Here is a 16464-nt window from a genome sequence, read left to right on the forward strand (position 1 = left end):
CTCCATGCCTGGATCAGGTCAGAGTTGGACCGATCCAGGTCCGACCACATCGAATCCTAGCAATTAAGCATAGTAGCTTGGATTGTGTCAATCACCTGACACGAGCATCGACAAATGGTGCGGTCACATGCATTGCTTGATGTCGACGCGGTTTCCGGAGTACACCCGAGCAAGGGTCGCGCTGGACTCCCGACTTCACGCAGCGAGACCACGTTGATGCTAACGTTCGATTGAACGGGACACTCGTTTCGCTGTGAAGAGTCAAGTGCCACACAGAAGACGAATGACGCAAAGAGCAGATCCCGAGGAGATGAACTTGGTCGTAGAAAGTCCACAGGAACTGTTGGAGCAGAACGAAATCAGGCGGCGCCGTGATCCACTGGGGCGAGCAATACAACTTTTGGTCCACATGGTCGACAGCGGTGAAGAGGCCTACGGTGTCCGAGAATTAGGTACGCGACTGGGCGCGAGCGCGAGCACAGCCCACCGTCTACTCGGCGAACTTGAACAACTCGGAATGGTAGATCGGACACCCAGCGGCACCTACCGAGTCGGACTGGAATTCCTGCGAATCGCCCGAACCTCGATAGCCCAGTTCCCACTACACGACAAGGCGAACGACGTTCTCTGCGAGCTCACTCGACGCAGCGAAGAAACCTCGTTTCTCAGTGTTTACAGTAGTCAACGTCAACAGATGATGTTCACTTTGTCCATCGAGTCCGCTCATCCGCTCCGCTACGTGCTCCAACTGAACAAATGGCTCTCGGTCCACACCGGCGCGAGTGGACTCGCGATCCTCGCGTTCCTACCCGATGAGGATCGCCGCGAGATCGTGGAAAAACAACTCGGCACATCGCCTGATATCAGCGACGATACGTTGCGCCTCACCGAACGCCTTACAGAGATTAAGCGCCAGGGCTACGCCAGTTCCCGAGCCGAACGGATCGTTGGTGCCGTGGCGGTGGCCGCACCCGTGTTCGGGCCCTCCGGTGAGGTTTTCGGCGATGTCGGCGTCACGATCCCCGAGAGTCGGTTCAACGAAACAGACGAACCTGTCCTTGCCGGACTCGTCGTCCACTCGGCCGAGATCCTCACTGTCAGTATGGGCGGGACTGTACCTACGAGTTGACCGAATGTCAGATTCCGCCGAAACATGCTGATCTCGGCTGACTTCCGTATTCGTTCCCCCCGCCACAAGAATCGCTGCAGGAATCGGCTTTAGCGGGTCGACACTTGACGGCGCGGTCTTGTAGCCCCGAAGGCTCTGGCTGCTCGAGACAGGCAGATGCGCCTGGGTACCAAATCCATTGCAGACAGCCGATTTTAGTCAAATAGGACCGTACGGTCGTGTTGGTGGTAACTCCAATGACCGAAGGGCATGTGCACGGCTACCGATGGTCGAAATATTCACTCCCCGGGTAGCCGACGGCGCATGCTGTGAGCGATGACAAAACCGAGTGGCGCTTAATTCGATCTAGTCATCTGAGCGTTGAAACCCGGAGGCATTGCCAATCTGTCGGCACCTATTCGCCGAAACGACTGCGGATCCCAGCTCACATCTGTAGCTTTCACAAGGCCGCCACTGAGCACCGCAGCTCCAGGGGCGACGCGAATTACCGAGGCCTGATCGTGTCCGCACCGGCGCGATATCGCCAGATAGGACAACGCCTTCGTGAAGATATGCGGTGAGTGCAGCACGCCCGAACCCGTCAGACATAGAGGCCGTTTTGGCCTGTGAACAGCCCGAACTCGTAAACCGGCGGGAAGATCGACTGGGTCGATTGCCGCCGAATCCACGAAACTTCAACCTTCTACGGCCGACCGAGATTACGGCTCTGCACCACTACACACATCGGACTCTGCCGAGAACTGAGTTCTTAAACCAAGTAAATTACCTTGATCGTCCAGAGCGAATGGGTCTCCTGAAGAACAGGACCGGGCACACCCCTTGACGCTGACAACCTCAGCTGCCAAGCTTAATCGAAACACGGAACATGCGTTCCGTTATCCGGAACGATAACGAGCGCTGTTTCGTAGGAGTGCTCAACGAACTGGTTAGATCCCGAGACCGCGTGAGGACGACGATGCCAGTATCCGAGCCGGCTCAACTGCAGACCTTCCTCACCAGAACTGCATGGGAAGTGAACTGGCCGAAGGCATATCGCCTCAGCTGACTTCTCGGCCGGCACGTCGGTCCACTTTCGATCCGGACGCACTTCGTAACTGTCATCGCACCGCTGTTCCCCACTCGCTTGACTGCGCTTCTCGAGCAAATTCCGGAAGAAGGATGTCCCGTGGGGTTAAAGAGATTGGGATGTAAAGAGATGGTAGAAAAGTGAAAACATGGAATTTCACGCAGCGAGCTGGTTCGCTGTTCCAGTTCCTGATGCTGCTGTTCATGGTATCGGTGGCGGTGTTCTTGCTCCTCGAGCTGATTCCAGGCGACCCAGTGGATGCGCTTCTTCCACCAGATGCCTCCCCTGAGCAGATAACCGCCGCCAGGGATGCGTACGGACTCAATGATCCACTGCTGCAACGGTATTTCAGTTGGATGGGAGGGGTTCTCCATGGTGACTTCGGCAGGTCCTATCAGACGGGCGTTTCCGTCGGAGAGTCGATCATGGAGCGGCTTCCCGTCTCCCTTGAACTTGCTCTGGTTTCCATAATTTTGGCTCTGGTCATAGCGATTCCGACGGCAGTCTGGTCGGCATACCGTCCGGGCGGAATAGTCGATCGGGTGACCACGATCATTTCGTCGGCCATGTTGGCAACACCGTCTTTTGTTCTGGGAATCGTGCTTATCTTTGTTTTTGCAATGACACTGAATATCTTTCCGCCGATGGGGTGGGTGCCGTTCTCGGAAGACCCGATTGCACATATTGAGAAACTGATACTTCCGGTGGTAACTCTTGCCGCGTCCGAAATCGTGCTCTTCATACGAATTCTCAAGGGCGATATGATGACTACTCTCCAGCAGGACCACGTTCTGTCGGCCCGCGCGCGTGGGCTTCCGACATGGCGCATCCTGTCGGGGCACGCATTGAAGCAGTCTTCCTTCTCGTTGGTAACTGTGTCCGGAATGGTGATCGGCCGGCTCATCGGAGGCACCATTTTGGTTGAGGCGATCTTTTCTCTCCCCGGCTTGGGAACACTAGCCATCAATGGAATTCACTCCCGCGACTACGTCGTGGTGCAAGCTGTGGTGCTGGTCTGCGCTGTCGGATACATACTCATCAACGCATTGGTTGACCTCACCTATCCGCTACTCGACCCGAGAGTCAGGAAGGAAAGGACGTCATGAGCGAAGTTATCCAGGATTCGCCCGGATCCGTCGCCGTGGCGGAACGGAACGCGCAGTCCCCACTGCCAGAAGTGGTTATCAAGCCCATTCGGCGCCGGCGTGATATCGGCGCCCTGATCGGTGTTATCTGGATTACCGTTGTGTGCCTGGGCGCGATTTTCGCGAACGTACTGCCTCTGCCGGATCCGAACGACGTTTCCAGCGTTTTCAATGCGATTCCCGGAACTGACGGGCATATTCTCGGAACCGATTCGCTAGGTCGAGATGTCTTGTCTCGCCTAATATTCGGCGCCCGTGTGTCGCTGGCAGTTGCCATCGGTGCCACCAGCATCTCGCTTGTCCTCGGCGTAACCCTAGGGATGCTCGCGGGCTACTTCGGAGGAACAGTTGACAAGTTCATCTCGTTGTTCATCAACTTCACGCTTTCTTTTCCTCCGCTGATCTTCCTGATCGCCATGGTGGCAGTTCTCGAGCCGAGCCTGAGCACACTGGTGATTGCGCTGGCCATCATGGGCATCCCGAACTTCGCACGTGTCGCTCGGGCCAACACGTTGGCTTTTGCTGAACGCGAGTTCGTTACTGCTGCAAAATCTTTGGGTGCATCACCGCTACGCATCCTGCTCCGTGAACTGCTGGCGAATGTCATGCTACCCATTCTGTCGCTGGCGTTGGTCGTGATGGCGACTCTCGTGATCGCCGAGGGATCTTTGAGTTTCCTCGGCGTGGGTGTTCCCCCGCCGACTCCCAGCTGGGGTGGCATGCTCGCAGCTGGTCGCGAACAGATGAGCCGGCACCCTCAGCTTGTACTGATACCAGCGCTGTTCTTCTTCGTAACCGTCTTCTCCTTCAACAGGATTGGCGACTGGGTTCGTGGACGTGTTGGAAAGGATTCGGCGATATGAGTCAGGCAATCAAGTCTCCCGAGCACGAACATTCTTCGGCGGATGTCGACTCGACCGAAGTACTTCGGGTCAGGGATCTCCGGGTGTGGTTTCAGACGCCGAAAGGGCTGGTCCGGGCCGTTGAAGGTGTCGATCTCGATTTGCGTCGCGGTGAGACATTGGGCATCGTCGGTGAATCCGGATCGGGCAAATCCGTTCTGTCCCGGGCGATCATGAAGATCCTCGCTCCCAACGCGCATGTCCTTCCGGGTAGCAAAATCATCCTCAACGGAGTGGATCTGGCAACAGTTACCCGCAAGGACAACCCGCATTTGTGGGGCGTGGACCTATCGATGGTTTTCCAAGACCCGATGACGTCGCTGACGCCGGTGATCACCATCGGAAAGCAACTGACCGAGACGCTCAGTTTCCACCTCGGTCTCGACAAGAAGCAAGCCACGGCAGAGGCGACACGACTGCTCCGAATGGTAGGCATCCCCGAACCGGAGAAGCGCTTCAGCCAGTACCCGCATAATCTGTCGGGAGGTATGCGTCAACGCGTTACTATCGCACTTGCCATCGCGTGCTCACCCAAACTACTTATCGCGGACGAGCCGACCACCGCGCTGGATGTGACAGTTCAGCATCAAATCCTGAACCTTCTGCAGGATCTGCAGGAATCGTCGGGAATGGCCATGATCCTCATTACCCACGATTTGGGTGTGGTCGCCGGCCGTGCTGACAACATTGCGGTGATGTACGCCGGACGTGTAGTCGAGAAGGCGCCTACACGCCAATTGTTCGCAAACATGCGCCATCCCTATACCAAGGCACTTATTGATGCGATCCCCAAGGTTTCTCATCCGAGCCATACTCGGCTTCCGTCCATTCCCGGGCGTCCCCCGATTGTGATCGACCCACCTGCGGGATGCAGTTTCGCTTTGCGGTGTGCTTCAGCGCAATCTCGTTGTCTCGAGGAAACCCCGACCCTGCAGATAGATCCATTCCAGCCAGAACACTCGGCAGCCTGCTTCTTCCCGCTGGGCACCGCTGACGGAGATGCCGCTCGTTTACGAAATTCCGAAGCAGGCTTCACTGCTGCGGGTACCCCGGTTGGTAATGAGGTGATGATCTGATGGCTGGTAGTGGAACAGCACATCTACGCGACCAGGATGACGTCGTTCTCAGCGTTCGAAATCTGGTGGTGGAGTACGCCGGCCGTGGCGGACAGCGAGTCTATGCAGTGTCGGACGTCAGTTTTGACGCTATCCGCGGTGAGACAATCGGCCTGGTCGGTGAGTCCGGTTGCGGCAAGTCCAGTGTGGCGAAGGCAATCATGCAACTTCCGGGTCCTACCTCCGGATCGGTCGAGTTCGATGGCGTCAACGTTGTCGGTCTCAAAGGCGCTGCGTTGCGCCGCCAACGCCGCAAGATTCAGATGATCTTTCAGGATCCGATTTCCTCGCTGAACCCGTTGCGCAAGGTCAAGGACATCATCGCCGAGGGTCTGCGCATACACGACGACCTGAGCAAGTCGGAGGTTCTGGCCAAGACGCAGGCGATGATCGAGCGGGTCGGACTTGACCCTGATACTGCCGCAGACCGCCGTCCCCACGAATTCTCGGGTGGTCAATGCCAGCGCATTTCCATCGCGCGCGCCATGGTGCTCGATCCCGAGGTGATTGTCTGCGACGAGCCGGTATCGGCACTGGATGTTTCGGTTCAGGCTCAGATCATGAACCTGCTTCATGAAATGAAGGAGCGGTACCAGCTCACGATGGTCTTCATCGCCCATGATCTGGCCGTGGTCAAGAACCTCAGTGACCGCATCGTGGTGATGTACCTCGGAAAGATCTGTGAGATCGGAACTTCGGAGGAACTCTTCTCGTCCCCGGCCCATCCCTACACTCGTGCACTCGCACAGTCGATTCCAGAACCTGATCCCGATGCTCCGATTCGGGAGGCCGCACTCTCTGGCGACTTGCCTTCGCCGCTGAATCCGCCGAGTGGGTGCCGGTTCAGGACACGTTGCCCGTTGGCGCAAGAACAGTGCGCCTCTGATGAGCCGGAAATTCGAGAGGTTCGTCCAGGTCGCTTCGTCGCCTGCCACTTCCCTCTCGACGACTCGGCGCTCCTGCAGGCAACTGGTCAGAGTTCGGTGCTGTCAAAAAATCCCGCCTGATACACGAAGTCCCACAAGCACAGACATCTTCCGAACCCTCACGAGCAGGGACGGGTAAGCAAATGAGAATGGAGTTCACTTTGCGCACGCAAAAAGGTATGAAGTCTCGGCGGGTCATTGGCGCCCTCGCGACTATTGTCGTCACGGGTATCGCCCTGACCAGTTGTTCTTCTTCTTCGGGAAGCGAGGGCGATTCCGTAGGCGAGCCGAAGACCGGCGGCACGTTGGCATATGCAATGGGAGGCGAAACCCAGTCCATGGACCCGGCGAACTGCGGTTTGGTTGCGTACCACCGCTGTTCACCTGTGTTCGGCACATTGGTGCGTTATGACGCCGCGACTGACACGTTCGTGCCGTATCTCGCAGAATCATTCGAGAGTTCGGACGGGGCGAACTGGACGCTCAAACTCCGTGAGGGCGTCACCTTCAGCGACGGCACCCCGTTTGACGCTGAAGCGGTCGTGTTCAACTGGGACCGCATCAAGGATCCCGCGACGCTTTCGGCCGCAGCGTCTGCCACCAATGGTATGGCGTGGGAGATCGTTGATCCGCTTACCGTCAAGGTGACGCTCGACGAAGCGAACTTCCAGCTGCCCTGGCAGTTGGTCAGGGGCCTCGGTGCTATCGGTTCGCCCACCGGGATCAAGGCAGCAGGCGCGGAAGTCGGCAACAAGCCCGTCGGAGCCGGCCCGTTCCTCATGCAGGAATGGGTCCGCAACTCCGAAATGAAGCTCGTCCGTAATCCGACCTACTTCGAGCAAGGCTTGCCCTACCTCGATGCGATGACCATCAAACAAGCTGGCTCCGATCCTCAGAAAATGAATGCGGTTATCAGTGGAGAAGCTTTGATGACCCCCCTTTCCAGCACTATCGATGCCGAGAAAATGGAGGACAGCGGCTTCAACACCGATGGCGGTCAGCTCATCGGCGGCAGCGGCGTTATCTTCAATTACAAGGATCCGACCATCCAAGACGCTGGTCTACGGAACGCAATGCTGCACGCAATCGATGCCGACCAGATGGTTGCGGCGCTCGGCACCCAGACCGTGACTGCTGACGCGTTCATGCCTTCGGACAGTGGCGCAGCGTTCCCCGAACTTGCCTTGAGCGAGGCACAAAAACTGTTCGATGACTACCTGAGCAGGACCTCGAAGACGAGCGAGACCATTTCGCTCACGACTTATGCGGGTTTCCCGGTGATGGAACAGACATCTCAGATGCTCCAGGCCCAACTGCAGAAGATCAACGGCCTGACCGTCAAGATCGTGCCCCTCGATCCCCCAGTTCTCTTGGCAAATCAGAGGAAGGGCGACTTCCAACTCATGACCACGACTTATCAGTCTGCGTCCAAGGATCTGCTGTTCGACCTGTTCTACACCAATGCACCGCAGAACGCGACCGGCTATTCGAATCCCACAGTGGACGCTGCACTCGAGCTCACCCGCTCGTCGAAGGACGCCGCTGAAGTCGCCAAGGCGTACGAGATTGTCAACACCGAGGTCTCTCGGGACGCTCCGATGCGTATCTGGCAGTACATCGGTGCCTACATTGCCTCGGACAAGAAGGTCCAGGGCATCACGGTTGTTCCGACGGGTTCAGGTGCAGCATGGGACTGGGAAAAGGTCTGGCTGAACTGATCGAAATACAGGTTGGCCGGCTGATCAGCCGGCCAACCTGTGCGGACAGACCGCCAGTGTCAACGGCGGCTCCTGCCTCGCCTGAATCTCGCCGTAGCCGCACCGGCTACGGCGACAGGCCTGTTCCGGAAGCCGGACAAACACCCAGCAGAATCGTCCCCAGCCGGCCCTTGCTGGACACCGGATGCCTGCACAGCCAGACGGCACGAAGATTAACCAGACAAACTTAATTCATACTCATAGTAATTTGCGCTGCACATTATTTGCAGCACCGCAGGGCCCAGAGGTGTGACCCAGGCGACAGGTGTCAGTTCCTTCACTGAATCATCTGGCGGCGTCATCCCTGAAACAAAATAAGCTATAATACTTAATTCCAAGGCTGCCCGATTCGAGGTACCGTAAGTTAGAATCCAAATTCGCAGGAGCGGGGCCGGGTACATCAACCGATCTGGAAATTGACACAAGGCATACGCTCTCCGCGGATAGAGATGAGCAGACGAGAGGGGGCGGGGACAGCGCCGGACCATAGGCACTTCCCTGGGCAAATATGCCGATAGCACCAGCGGACAAGATACCTTCGAGCGACGGCGGGAACATGCGGCCTTCCGCTGGTAAGGAACGAGTAAACTCACGGGGCGACGCGACCCGACTGCTACTTCTCATCACAGCCGAACAGCTATTTGCCGAGCGCGGAATCGCAGCAGTTCCCCTCAGGGACATCGGCATCGCTGCCGGCCAGAAGAACCATGCCGTGGTGCAGTACCACTTCGGCGACAGGGAAACTCTGGTGAGCGAAATTATCGCGTACAGGGCCCACACCAGCGAAGAACGTCGTGTGGAAATGTTCGCAGATTTGATGGTACGCGGCCAGCCTCGAGTTTCCGACCTCGTGCGACTATTCGTCTTCCCTCTGGCCAGCCATCTGGACGAGGACAATCATTACCTTGCATTTATGTCCCGTTACATTCTGGAGAATGGCGGCTATTCACGGCTCAGTGTAAGTAGCAACACTGTAATTCCGTCCGCCACTGCCAGTACCGTACTGGGGCTATTGGGCCGACTCCTGTCCAACCTTTCCGAAGAAGTCCTCGAAGAGCGCTGCATGCACATGCTCACGGGTACCGTTCATACACTGGCTCGCTATCAGGCGGTTCTGGCGTCTGGCGAGAAACTCCCCCTGCCGATGGACGTCCTACTCGAGGATCTGGTCCAGTTCTTCACCTCAGGGCTTGAAGCATCGCTAGGGCCGGCCACTGCAACGGCCAATGCCGCTCCGGATCGAGGGCGGGCTCCTAGCCAACTGAAGCGGAACACTATCTCCGCCAAGTAAGTTCCGACGAGGAACTTGATGGCCCGTGCGGTGTTTTTCGAAACCTTCCGATCATTGCGCGTAGTTCACCGGAGCCACTGACCCACGCGCGACGCGGATACCGACATCATTGACGATATCGGTATCCGCGCTAGATTCGATTCCCGTTAATGAAGGCCTTGATCCGGTGACCGCCGGCGTTCGTACGGGCACGTCACGTACTCGAAGTCAGGACTTCGATGCCGACTCGATCGCGCCCGGCGCCCGTGTCCCCCGGGGTCACAGTCCCCGTGCCGAGAAGAATTCGGCGATGAAGGTATGAGTGAAACGAACGCGCTGCACTACGTACCCAATAGTGACGACGTCCTCAGTCTGGCGCGGCACAATTCCAACAGATCGCGTCTCAGCGAGAACCTCAACTCCATTCGCTTACTCAGCGCAACAACCGACAGTCTTTCGTAGAACTGCCGACTGCTGATTCCGAACTCTACGAAAACTTCCTCATCCGGCACCGCGCCGTAATGGACCCACCTCGCGCCGAACTCAACCATTCGGTTGCATTCAGCCTGACTCAGACGGAACGCGCGAGACGACGTCTCGGCCCCGACCGAACCGCAAACAACTTTGTTCATCTATTCCCCCACATCCCGCATCGAAGATTCTCAACAGAACTGCATTACCCGTCATGGCATAATGACACGAAAACTACACTGGGAGAGCGGAATTCAATCTCCGCCCTCCCAGCCTTGTTCAAGATCACCCGCCGACCGACGCAGCACCTCTCCTTGACGCCACGGGCTCGGCCAGCCCCTGCTCGATGACGATCTGCTGGACTCGCTCGATAGTTTCTTCCAACCCCGGCCCGATGCGTTTGCCCGGAGCGAAAGTCGCCGGCAGGTTCACCAGTCCGTTGATCATCGCCACTGACTCGTAGTGCACAACCTTCTCAGGATCGACGACGAAGTCGGGCATGCGTTCGAGCACCGCGGTCAACATCCGTTTGAAGAGGACGCGAGCGACGTTCGAGCCGATGCAGCGGTGGATCCCGAGACCGAAGGCTGTGTGCCGATTACCGCGACGGTCGAAGTCGACCTCATCCGGGTTCGGGAACACATCAGGTGAGCGGTTTGCCATGGCCCACGAAAGCCAGAGACGCTCACCTTCCTTGAACTCGACGCCGTTGATCTCGACATCCTGGCTGAAGGTCCGCCCATCACCCTGCGCCGGTGTGACGTAGCGGAGGAACTCCTCCGTTGCAGGGTCGAGAAGAGTATCGATCTCGTCGATGAGACGAGCCCGCTCTGCCTGATGTTGGGACAGCCACAGGATGGACTGACCGGTCAGTGCAGTGGTGGTGTCGAACCCCCCACCGACCAACAACGCCGCCGTAGCTCGGATCTGCTCATCGGAGAGAGGCTTACCGGCTACCGTCGACCTGACTAGTGCATCCAGCAAACCAGGTCGCGGATTCGCTCGAACGTCCTTCACCGACTCCATGAGCGCAAGCTTGCTCTCCTCGAAAATCTGCCTGACCCGACCGAAATCAGGAGAATGAGGAGGTGTGTACATCAGCGCGTGAGCCGGCTCGTTGTGGATCACCCAGTCGGTGAGCGGCAGGCCCAACAGTCCCATGGTGACGACAGCCGGGACGACATTCGCCAGATCGAAGACGAAATCGATACTGCCGCTTTCGATGTTGTCGTCAATGCACGCACGAACGAGGTCGTCGATCACCGGAACCCACCGCGCGACGGCGGCCGGCGACAGGTAGGGATTGAGAATTGTCCGGAAGTCGGTCTGTTCCGGCGGATCCAGCTCGAGGAACGACGGCGCGGTGTACGGACCGCTCTGCGCGTACGCCGGGATCGAGATGCCCTTGTACCCGTTCTTGCTTCCGTCGACGTCCCGGAAACTGGTTACCGCGTCCGATCGGCGAGCAATTGCGAACAGTTCGTCAATTCCGCTGGCAACCCAGTGTCCATCGTATGAATCGCTCCACGCGATCGGGCACTTCGCATGAAGCTCGTGTGTCTTCTCCACGAACTCGTCGCGAAAGTTCGGCCCGTGACGTTCATAGTCGATCGGGCACTTCTTCAGGTTTTCGACATTGCGAACATCGTCTGCTGTCATGATTACTCCGGGATGCGATCAAGGCGCTCTTACGCAGCGCCAGAGGATATTACGGTTCAGGCTTCCTGAATTGCGTGCTCGGAAACCTCGACGATCGCGCGCTCCGGGCACGAGAGCATTGCCTCGCGCGCGGCGCCCTCGAGCTCGGCGGGGACGTCACCGTCGATCGCGTAGGCATGACCGTCCTCGTCCCTGAGCGCAAAGAGGTCGGGTGCGACCATCGAGCAGATTGTGTGCCCCTGACAGATGTCCTGGTCGACATAAATGTTCATGGTGCATTCTCCTTCGAAAAAATCAGTCGGCATTCAATGTTGTTCATTGACTAGGCAGGACGGGCGATGGTCTTGACCTCGAGGAGATCCTCTAGACCTTCGACGCCCCACTCACGGCCGATTCCGCTCTGCTTGTAGCCACCGAACGGTGCCGTCGGGTGATTCCACGTGGCGCCGTTGACGCTGATCGCTCCGGTCCGCATACCCTTTGCCACCCGCATCGCCCGCTCCACATCCGCACTCCACACGCTGCCGGCGAGACCGTAGATCGTGTTGTTCGAGATCGCGACCGCGTCGGCATCGTCCTCGTAGGGCAGCACGCTCAGCAACGGACCGAAGATCTCCTCCTGCGGCACGGTCGAGAGGGAATCGACGTCGGTGAGCACAGTCGGCTCGACCCAGAATCCCTTCTCGAAACGGTCGCTGGCCTTACCACCCAACGCAATCCGCCCGGTCTGCTTCGCGATCTCGTAGTAGCGGAGCACCGATTCGTACTGACGCTTGTTGGCTACAGGCCCCATGTAGTTGGCAGGATCATTGACGTCACCCCACGGGAACTTCTGCATAGCCGCCACAGCCAAGTCCACTGCGTCGCCGAGGCGCGAACGCGGCACCAGCAGCCGCGATGGGACACCACAGCCTTGACCCGCGTGACTGCAGGTACCGGCAACCACCCTGGGGATCAGTGCGGTGAAGTCCGCGTCGTCGAGCAGGATCGATGACGACTTACCACCGAGCTCGAGGGTGAGACGTTTGACCGTCGGCGCAGCCGCCGCCATGATCCGCCGACCCGTGACAGTCGATCCGGTGAACGTAACCGCATCCACCTCCGGATGGGTCGTGAGCACAGACGCCACGTCATTGTCGTCAGTACTGACGATATTGACCACACCAGCCGGAATATCGGTGTGCTCGAGCAGGATACGACCGATCTCCAACGTGTTCCACGGAGTATCCGGCGCCGGCTTGAGGACCACGGTGCACCCCGCAGCCAACGCGGGAACCAGCTTGCCGAGCGCCAGGTGGAACGGGTAGTTCCACGGCGTAATCGCCGCGACGACACCGGCACCCTCACGCCGCACGATGCGGTGCGCCTTCTCGTCACCGGCAACCGGGGTAATGACCCGCTCGAACTCGAACGTATCGAGGAGACCGATGTAATGGCTCATCAAATCGATCGAGCGGTCCAACCCGACGTCGTAGGTCAAGGCAACCGGTAGGCCGGCTTCGGCGACGATGACCGGTCGCAACTCTTCGGCGTTCTTGCGCAGAGCGGACTGCAACTGCACCAGGCACCGCTGACGGAACTCGGTGTCTGTCGACCACGTCGTGGTGTCGAAAGCCCGCCGCGCAGCCAGGATCGCCCGTTCGACATCGGCCACACCGGCATTCGGCGAAACACCGATGACTTCTTCGTTCGCCGGGTTGACATTCTCGTAGGTGCGGCCCCCCGTCGCGGCGACCAGCGCACCGTCGATCAACATGCGGTACTCGGAATTACTCATTTGTCACTTTCTCTCAGTCCACACCCGTTGTCGGCGTTCTCTACATCCGCTAACCGAATTCGAGTCCGGCGATTAATCGCAGTGCGACAGAAGCTCTGTTTCATCTATTCGATATTCGACGCCCCCGAGGGCAACAAACACATATCGCTATCGACCCACGACTCGTACCGGCGGGGGGAGGGATCAGTTTCGGTTGCACTTCACTGATTGTCCAGCGCGACGAGAAAAGTCGAATCATGTTGCGAATTATCGGCATATCCGGTGTCGACTCCACCTAACCGACGAACTCCGTCTGACAATTGATCCCGGTGTTGCCGGTGCGCTGGATCCGAACAGCGCGTATTGCAAGGTGCCTGCGGCGCCACCGGACCTCTATGGACTCAGTCAGGTCTCTTGCTGGAGGCACCGCAGGCATCAGGGCTTCGACTCAGGGAGAGATTCCGCCCTCATCACGTTGACGAACCTCGAGCCGTCGCCCAACTCCCGCGACCGGTCATCGGGACATGCCGGTCATGAAAATTACGCTCCTACAGTGGCATCCGGACGCATGTGCGCGGTGGGTACGACACTGGTGTCCCAATCCGGAACGCGACTGCGCAGCGCCCCGACTGTGGCCTGCTCTCGCGAAATATGAGCGAACGGATCGTACTGGAAGTGCTTCATCGCGTTGAGGTGGGTGATCTTGTTGATCGTCTCATCGGAGATTCTGTTCATGTAGCGCATTGCTCCCTCTGGGGAGTTGGGCCACATCGTGTCGGAGTGCGGGTAGTCGCATTCCCAGGTGACATTGTCGATGTTGAGTCGATGCAGGTTGTCGACGCCGACCTCGTCGTCGATGAAACAGGTGATGACGTTCGAGTTGAACAGTTCCGAAGGCAGACGGCCACCGAGATCCATACCCGACCAGTGCTGAGTGTGGTTGTACAGGTAGTCCAAACGCTCCAGGAAGTATGGAACCCAACCGATTCCACCTTCCGATAGTGCGACGCGCAGTCGGGGGAACTTGATGAACAGTTTGCTCCATACAAGATCCGCGGCAGCTTCGAACGAGCCGATGGGCGACAGCGAGTAGATCAGCTCTACAGGTGCGTCCGGGGACGTCGTCGGCGCCTTCGAGTTGGAGCCGATGTGCATGCACACAACGGTTCCTTCTTCCTCACACGCACGCCAGAACGGATCCCAGTGATCCTGGTAAATGCTCGGCAGACCCAAGTCGTAAGGATTGGAAGTGAAAGTAACTGCGTGGCAGCCCTTCTTCGCTACTCGGCGAATCTCTTCGGCTGCCAATACCGGATCCCAGAGAATCGGAATGGCCAGCGGAATGAACCGGCCTGGGTAGGTACCAGCCCACTCGTCGATATGCCAGTCGTTGTAGGCGCGGACCATGGCGGCGGACTGATCACGATCGCCGTTTTCCAAGAAGAGTGCACCGGAAAAACGGACGAACGAGGGGAAGCACATCGAACCCAGCATGCCGTTGACATCCATGTCCTTGACACGCGCGTGGATGTCGTAGACGCCCGGTCGCATTTCCTCCCGACACACGGGGTCCATGCCCCACTCGGACTTCGGTCGGCCCACAACCGCCTGTACAGCGGGGTTCAACACGACGGCGTCCCCGTACACCCACGCCATTGTCCCGTCTTCGCGAGTGATGAAGCGGGGTGCCGCATCGGCGTACTTCTTCGGAAGCCGACCTTCAAATAGGTGGGTCGGCTCGATCACATGATCGTCCGTGCTTACAAGAATCAAGTCTTCAGTCCTCATCGGACACCTCTCCGTAAACCATTCGGATGACTCGCAACATGGGAAGTAGAGCATTTCCTCCACACACGCTTACGTGGAGAACCTTTCACAAGCCGTACGACCAGCTGGTATGTGTTAAATTAATCACTAGAGCTCAGTTTGTCAATGATCCACGGGGCATCCCCTTCCTTCGACGAAACTCCAGCGTCGTCGCCCCGAGATCTACGGCGTCGTCACGCCAGGTCCGCAGCCAGATCTACTTGTGCTCAGTCGATCTCTGCCTGACCGCTGGAAAAAATGCGATGACGGAATCGATATCGTTGCTGGACCCAGCCCTGCATGCAGGCCGGCACTGAACTAAACAAGGGCGAACAGTCGAGATAGACCTCCATACTCCGTCTACAGCAGATAGCCGGCATCACGTTCGAGGTTTTGCCAGGGCGGACCGGAGCACCCTCGGGGCATGCTCCCGGACGACGATCTCCCTGGCCGAAGGAAGAATCCGCACGGGATCTTTGCGACCACCGATGTCGCACAGGAAGTTTCGTCAAAGGCTGTACCGTTGAGCGGAATCGTCAAGACCTATTTGCGCGCGACCCACATAGCATCCATCAGCATGGCAAAAAGAATCGATAATCTCGAGGATCTGTCGGCCTTCAAACTCTCCGAGGACGACCGCGAGAAGTTGTTCGACTTGCAGCACGAGTGCACCGTCAGCTGGACGAACAAGGACGGATGGCCGGTGTCCATGCCACATTCATTTGTGCGATCGGAGGGTAAGTTCTGGGTCCACACCACGACTAACCGCAAGCGAGTGCAGGCATTGCGCGCACGTCCCGAGAGTTGTGTCGTGGTCTCGAGCCTGGGCACCGGAATGACCGGCGCCATGGTCACCTCCAAGACGATCGCGACAGTTCACGACGGAGATCGCGATCTGGTGCGTTGGCTTCTGCCGTTGTTCCTGAAGCGAGTCGGAATGGGCGCCGACGAAGAAGCAATGAACCAGCAGTTGTCGCTGCTCGACACGCCGAACCGCGTAGTGGTCGAGTTCGACCCGGTCCAGTTCTTTACCTATAACTCGCAGGCACTGCGCCAGGCCGTAGCGTCCAGCGGCTACGACCGATGGTCCCAGAAATGAATCTGGTTACTTAAGGCAGGTTGACCCCGAATCACGGTCATTCGATGTTGCACGGGAGCCAAGAGAATGACACCGATCAGCCGAGCATTTGAAGTTCAATCATGCCGAGATCGACTGATCAGCAGTAACTCCTGAACATCAACGGATAGCGACCCACACCGTGACCTGTTGCCATCCTCGCGCTCCCGGAAATGTTCTGTGCCAGTCCGATATCGCCCCGTACCAACAATTCGGCTTGCCCCTCGGCGAAATCGCTGCTGCACAACCGATACCGGTGAAACATGTGAGTTCACTCGTGTGGAGTGAGTGCGACAGCAACCTTGCGATCCCTGCCCCGGCTACCTCGATATCGATCGACCGACA

Annotated in this window: 12 protein-coding genes; 8 read left to right on the top strand and 4 right to left on the bottom strand. The window is 58.1% G+C overall.

Annotated features, from left to right (window positions below):
* Window positions 1–283 precede the first annotated feature (283 nt).
* The 7 genes from CJ178_RS16445 (at window position 284) to CJ178_RS16475 (ending at window position 9331) form a co-directional block, all read left to right on the top strand.
* Window positions 284–1129, top strand: coding sequence for an IclR family transcriptional regulator (locus tag CJ178_RS16445; protein ID WP_080711852.1), 846 nt, complete (start codon window positions 284–286; stop codon window positions 1127–1129).
* Window positions 1130–2335: 1206 nt separating this feature from the next.
* Complete coding sequence (locus CJ178_RS16450; RefSeq protein WP_233364783.1) at window positions 2336–3301, top strand: ABC transporter permease; 966 nt, start codon at window positions 2336–2338, stop codon at window positions 3299–3301.
* Window positions 3298–4203 (top strand): ABC transporter permease, encoded by a 906-nt coding sequence (locus tag CJ178_RS16455; protein ID WP_080711851.1) that lies wholly within the window; start codon window positions 3298–3300, stop codon window positions 4201–4203. The genes CJ178_RS16450 and CJ178_RS16455 overlap by 4 nt, the downstream gene beginning before the upstream one ends.
* Window positions 4200–5318 (top strand): ABC transporter ATP-binding protein, encoded by a 1119-nt coding sequence (locus tag CJ178_RS16460; RefSeq protein ID WP_051730735.1) that lies wholly within the window; start codon window positions 4200–4202, stop codon window positions 5316–5318. Before CJ178_RS16455 ends, CJ178_RS16460 begins: the two co-directional genes overlap by 4 nt.
* The gene (locus tag CJ178_RS16465) at window positions 5318–6364 is read left to right on the top strand and encodes an ABC transporter ATP-binding protein (protein ID WP_033236759.1); all 1047 of its coding nucleotides are present in this window, start codon (window positions 5318–5320) and stop codon (window positions 6362–6364) included. The genes CJ178_RS16460 and CJ178_RS16465 overlap by 1 nt, the downstream gene beginning before the upstream one ends.
* Window positions 6365–6462: 98 nt before the next feature.
* On the top strand, window positions 6463–8001 hold the full coding sequence (locus tag CJ178_RS16470; protein ID WP_051730734.1) for an ABC transporter substrate-binding protein: 1539 nt from the start codon (window positions 6463–6465) through the stop codon (window positions 7999–8001).
* Window positions 8002–8596: 595 nt separating this feature from the next.
* A complete protein-coding gene (locus CJ178_RS16475) occupies window positions 8597–9331 on the top strand; it encodes a TetR/AcrR family transcriptional regulator (RefSeq protein WP_092803983.1) in 735 nt (244 codons plus the stop codon).
* A gap of 735 nt (window positions 9332–10066) precedes the next feature.
* Here the strand turns inward: CJ178_RS16475 and CJ178_RS16485 are convergent.
* The 4 genes from CJ178_RS16485 to CJ178_RS16500 form a co-directional block, all read right to left on the bottom strand.
* Window positions 10067–11440, bottom strand: a complete 1374-nt coding sequence (locus CJ178_RS16485) for a cytochrome P450 (RefSeq protein ID WP_033236757.1) — start codon at window positions 11438–11440, stop codon at window positions 10067–10069.
* A 56-nt stretch (window positions 11441–11496) separates the two neighbouring features.
* On the bottom strand, window positions 11497–11712 hold the full coding sequence (locus CJ178_RS16490) for a ferredoxin (protein WP_033236756.1): 216 nt from the start codon (window positions 11710–11712) through the stop codon (window positions 11497–11499).
* A 50-nt stretch (window positions 11713–11762) separates the two neighbouring features.
* The gene (locus tag CJ178_RS16495) at window positions 11763–13217 is read right to left on the bottom strand and encodes an aldehyde dehydrogenase family protein (protein WP_072782853.1); all 1455 of its coding nucleotides are present in this window, start codon (window positions 13215–13217) and stop codon (window positions 11763–11765) included.
* A gap of 519 nt (window positions 13218–13736) precedes the next feature.
* On the bottom strand, window positions 13737–14984 hold the full coding sequence (locus tag CJ178_RS16500) for an amidohydrolase family protein (protein ID WP_033237377.1): 1248 nt from the start codon (window positions 14982–14984) through the stop codon (window positions 13737–13739).
* Between the two features lie 442 nt (window positions 14985–15426).
* On the opposite strand from CJ178_RS16500, the gene CJ178_RS16505 reads away from it, so the two are divergent.
* The gene (locus CJ178_RS16505; RefSeq protein ID WP_033237378.1) at window positions 15427–16101 is read left to right on the top strand and encodes a pyridoxamine 5'-phosphate oxidase family protein; all 675 of its coding nucleotides are present in this window, start codon (window positions 15427–15429) and stop codon (window positions 16099–16101) included.
* Window positions 16102–16464 lie beyond the last annotated feature (363 nt).

The sequence above is a fragment of the Rhodococcus sp. ACPA4 genome (assembly GCF_002300185.1).
Lineage (GTDB): Bacteria > Actinomycetota > Actinomycetes > Mycobacteriales > Mycobacteriaceae > Rhodococcus_F > Rhodococcus_F globerula.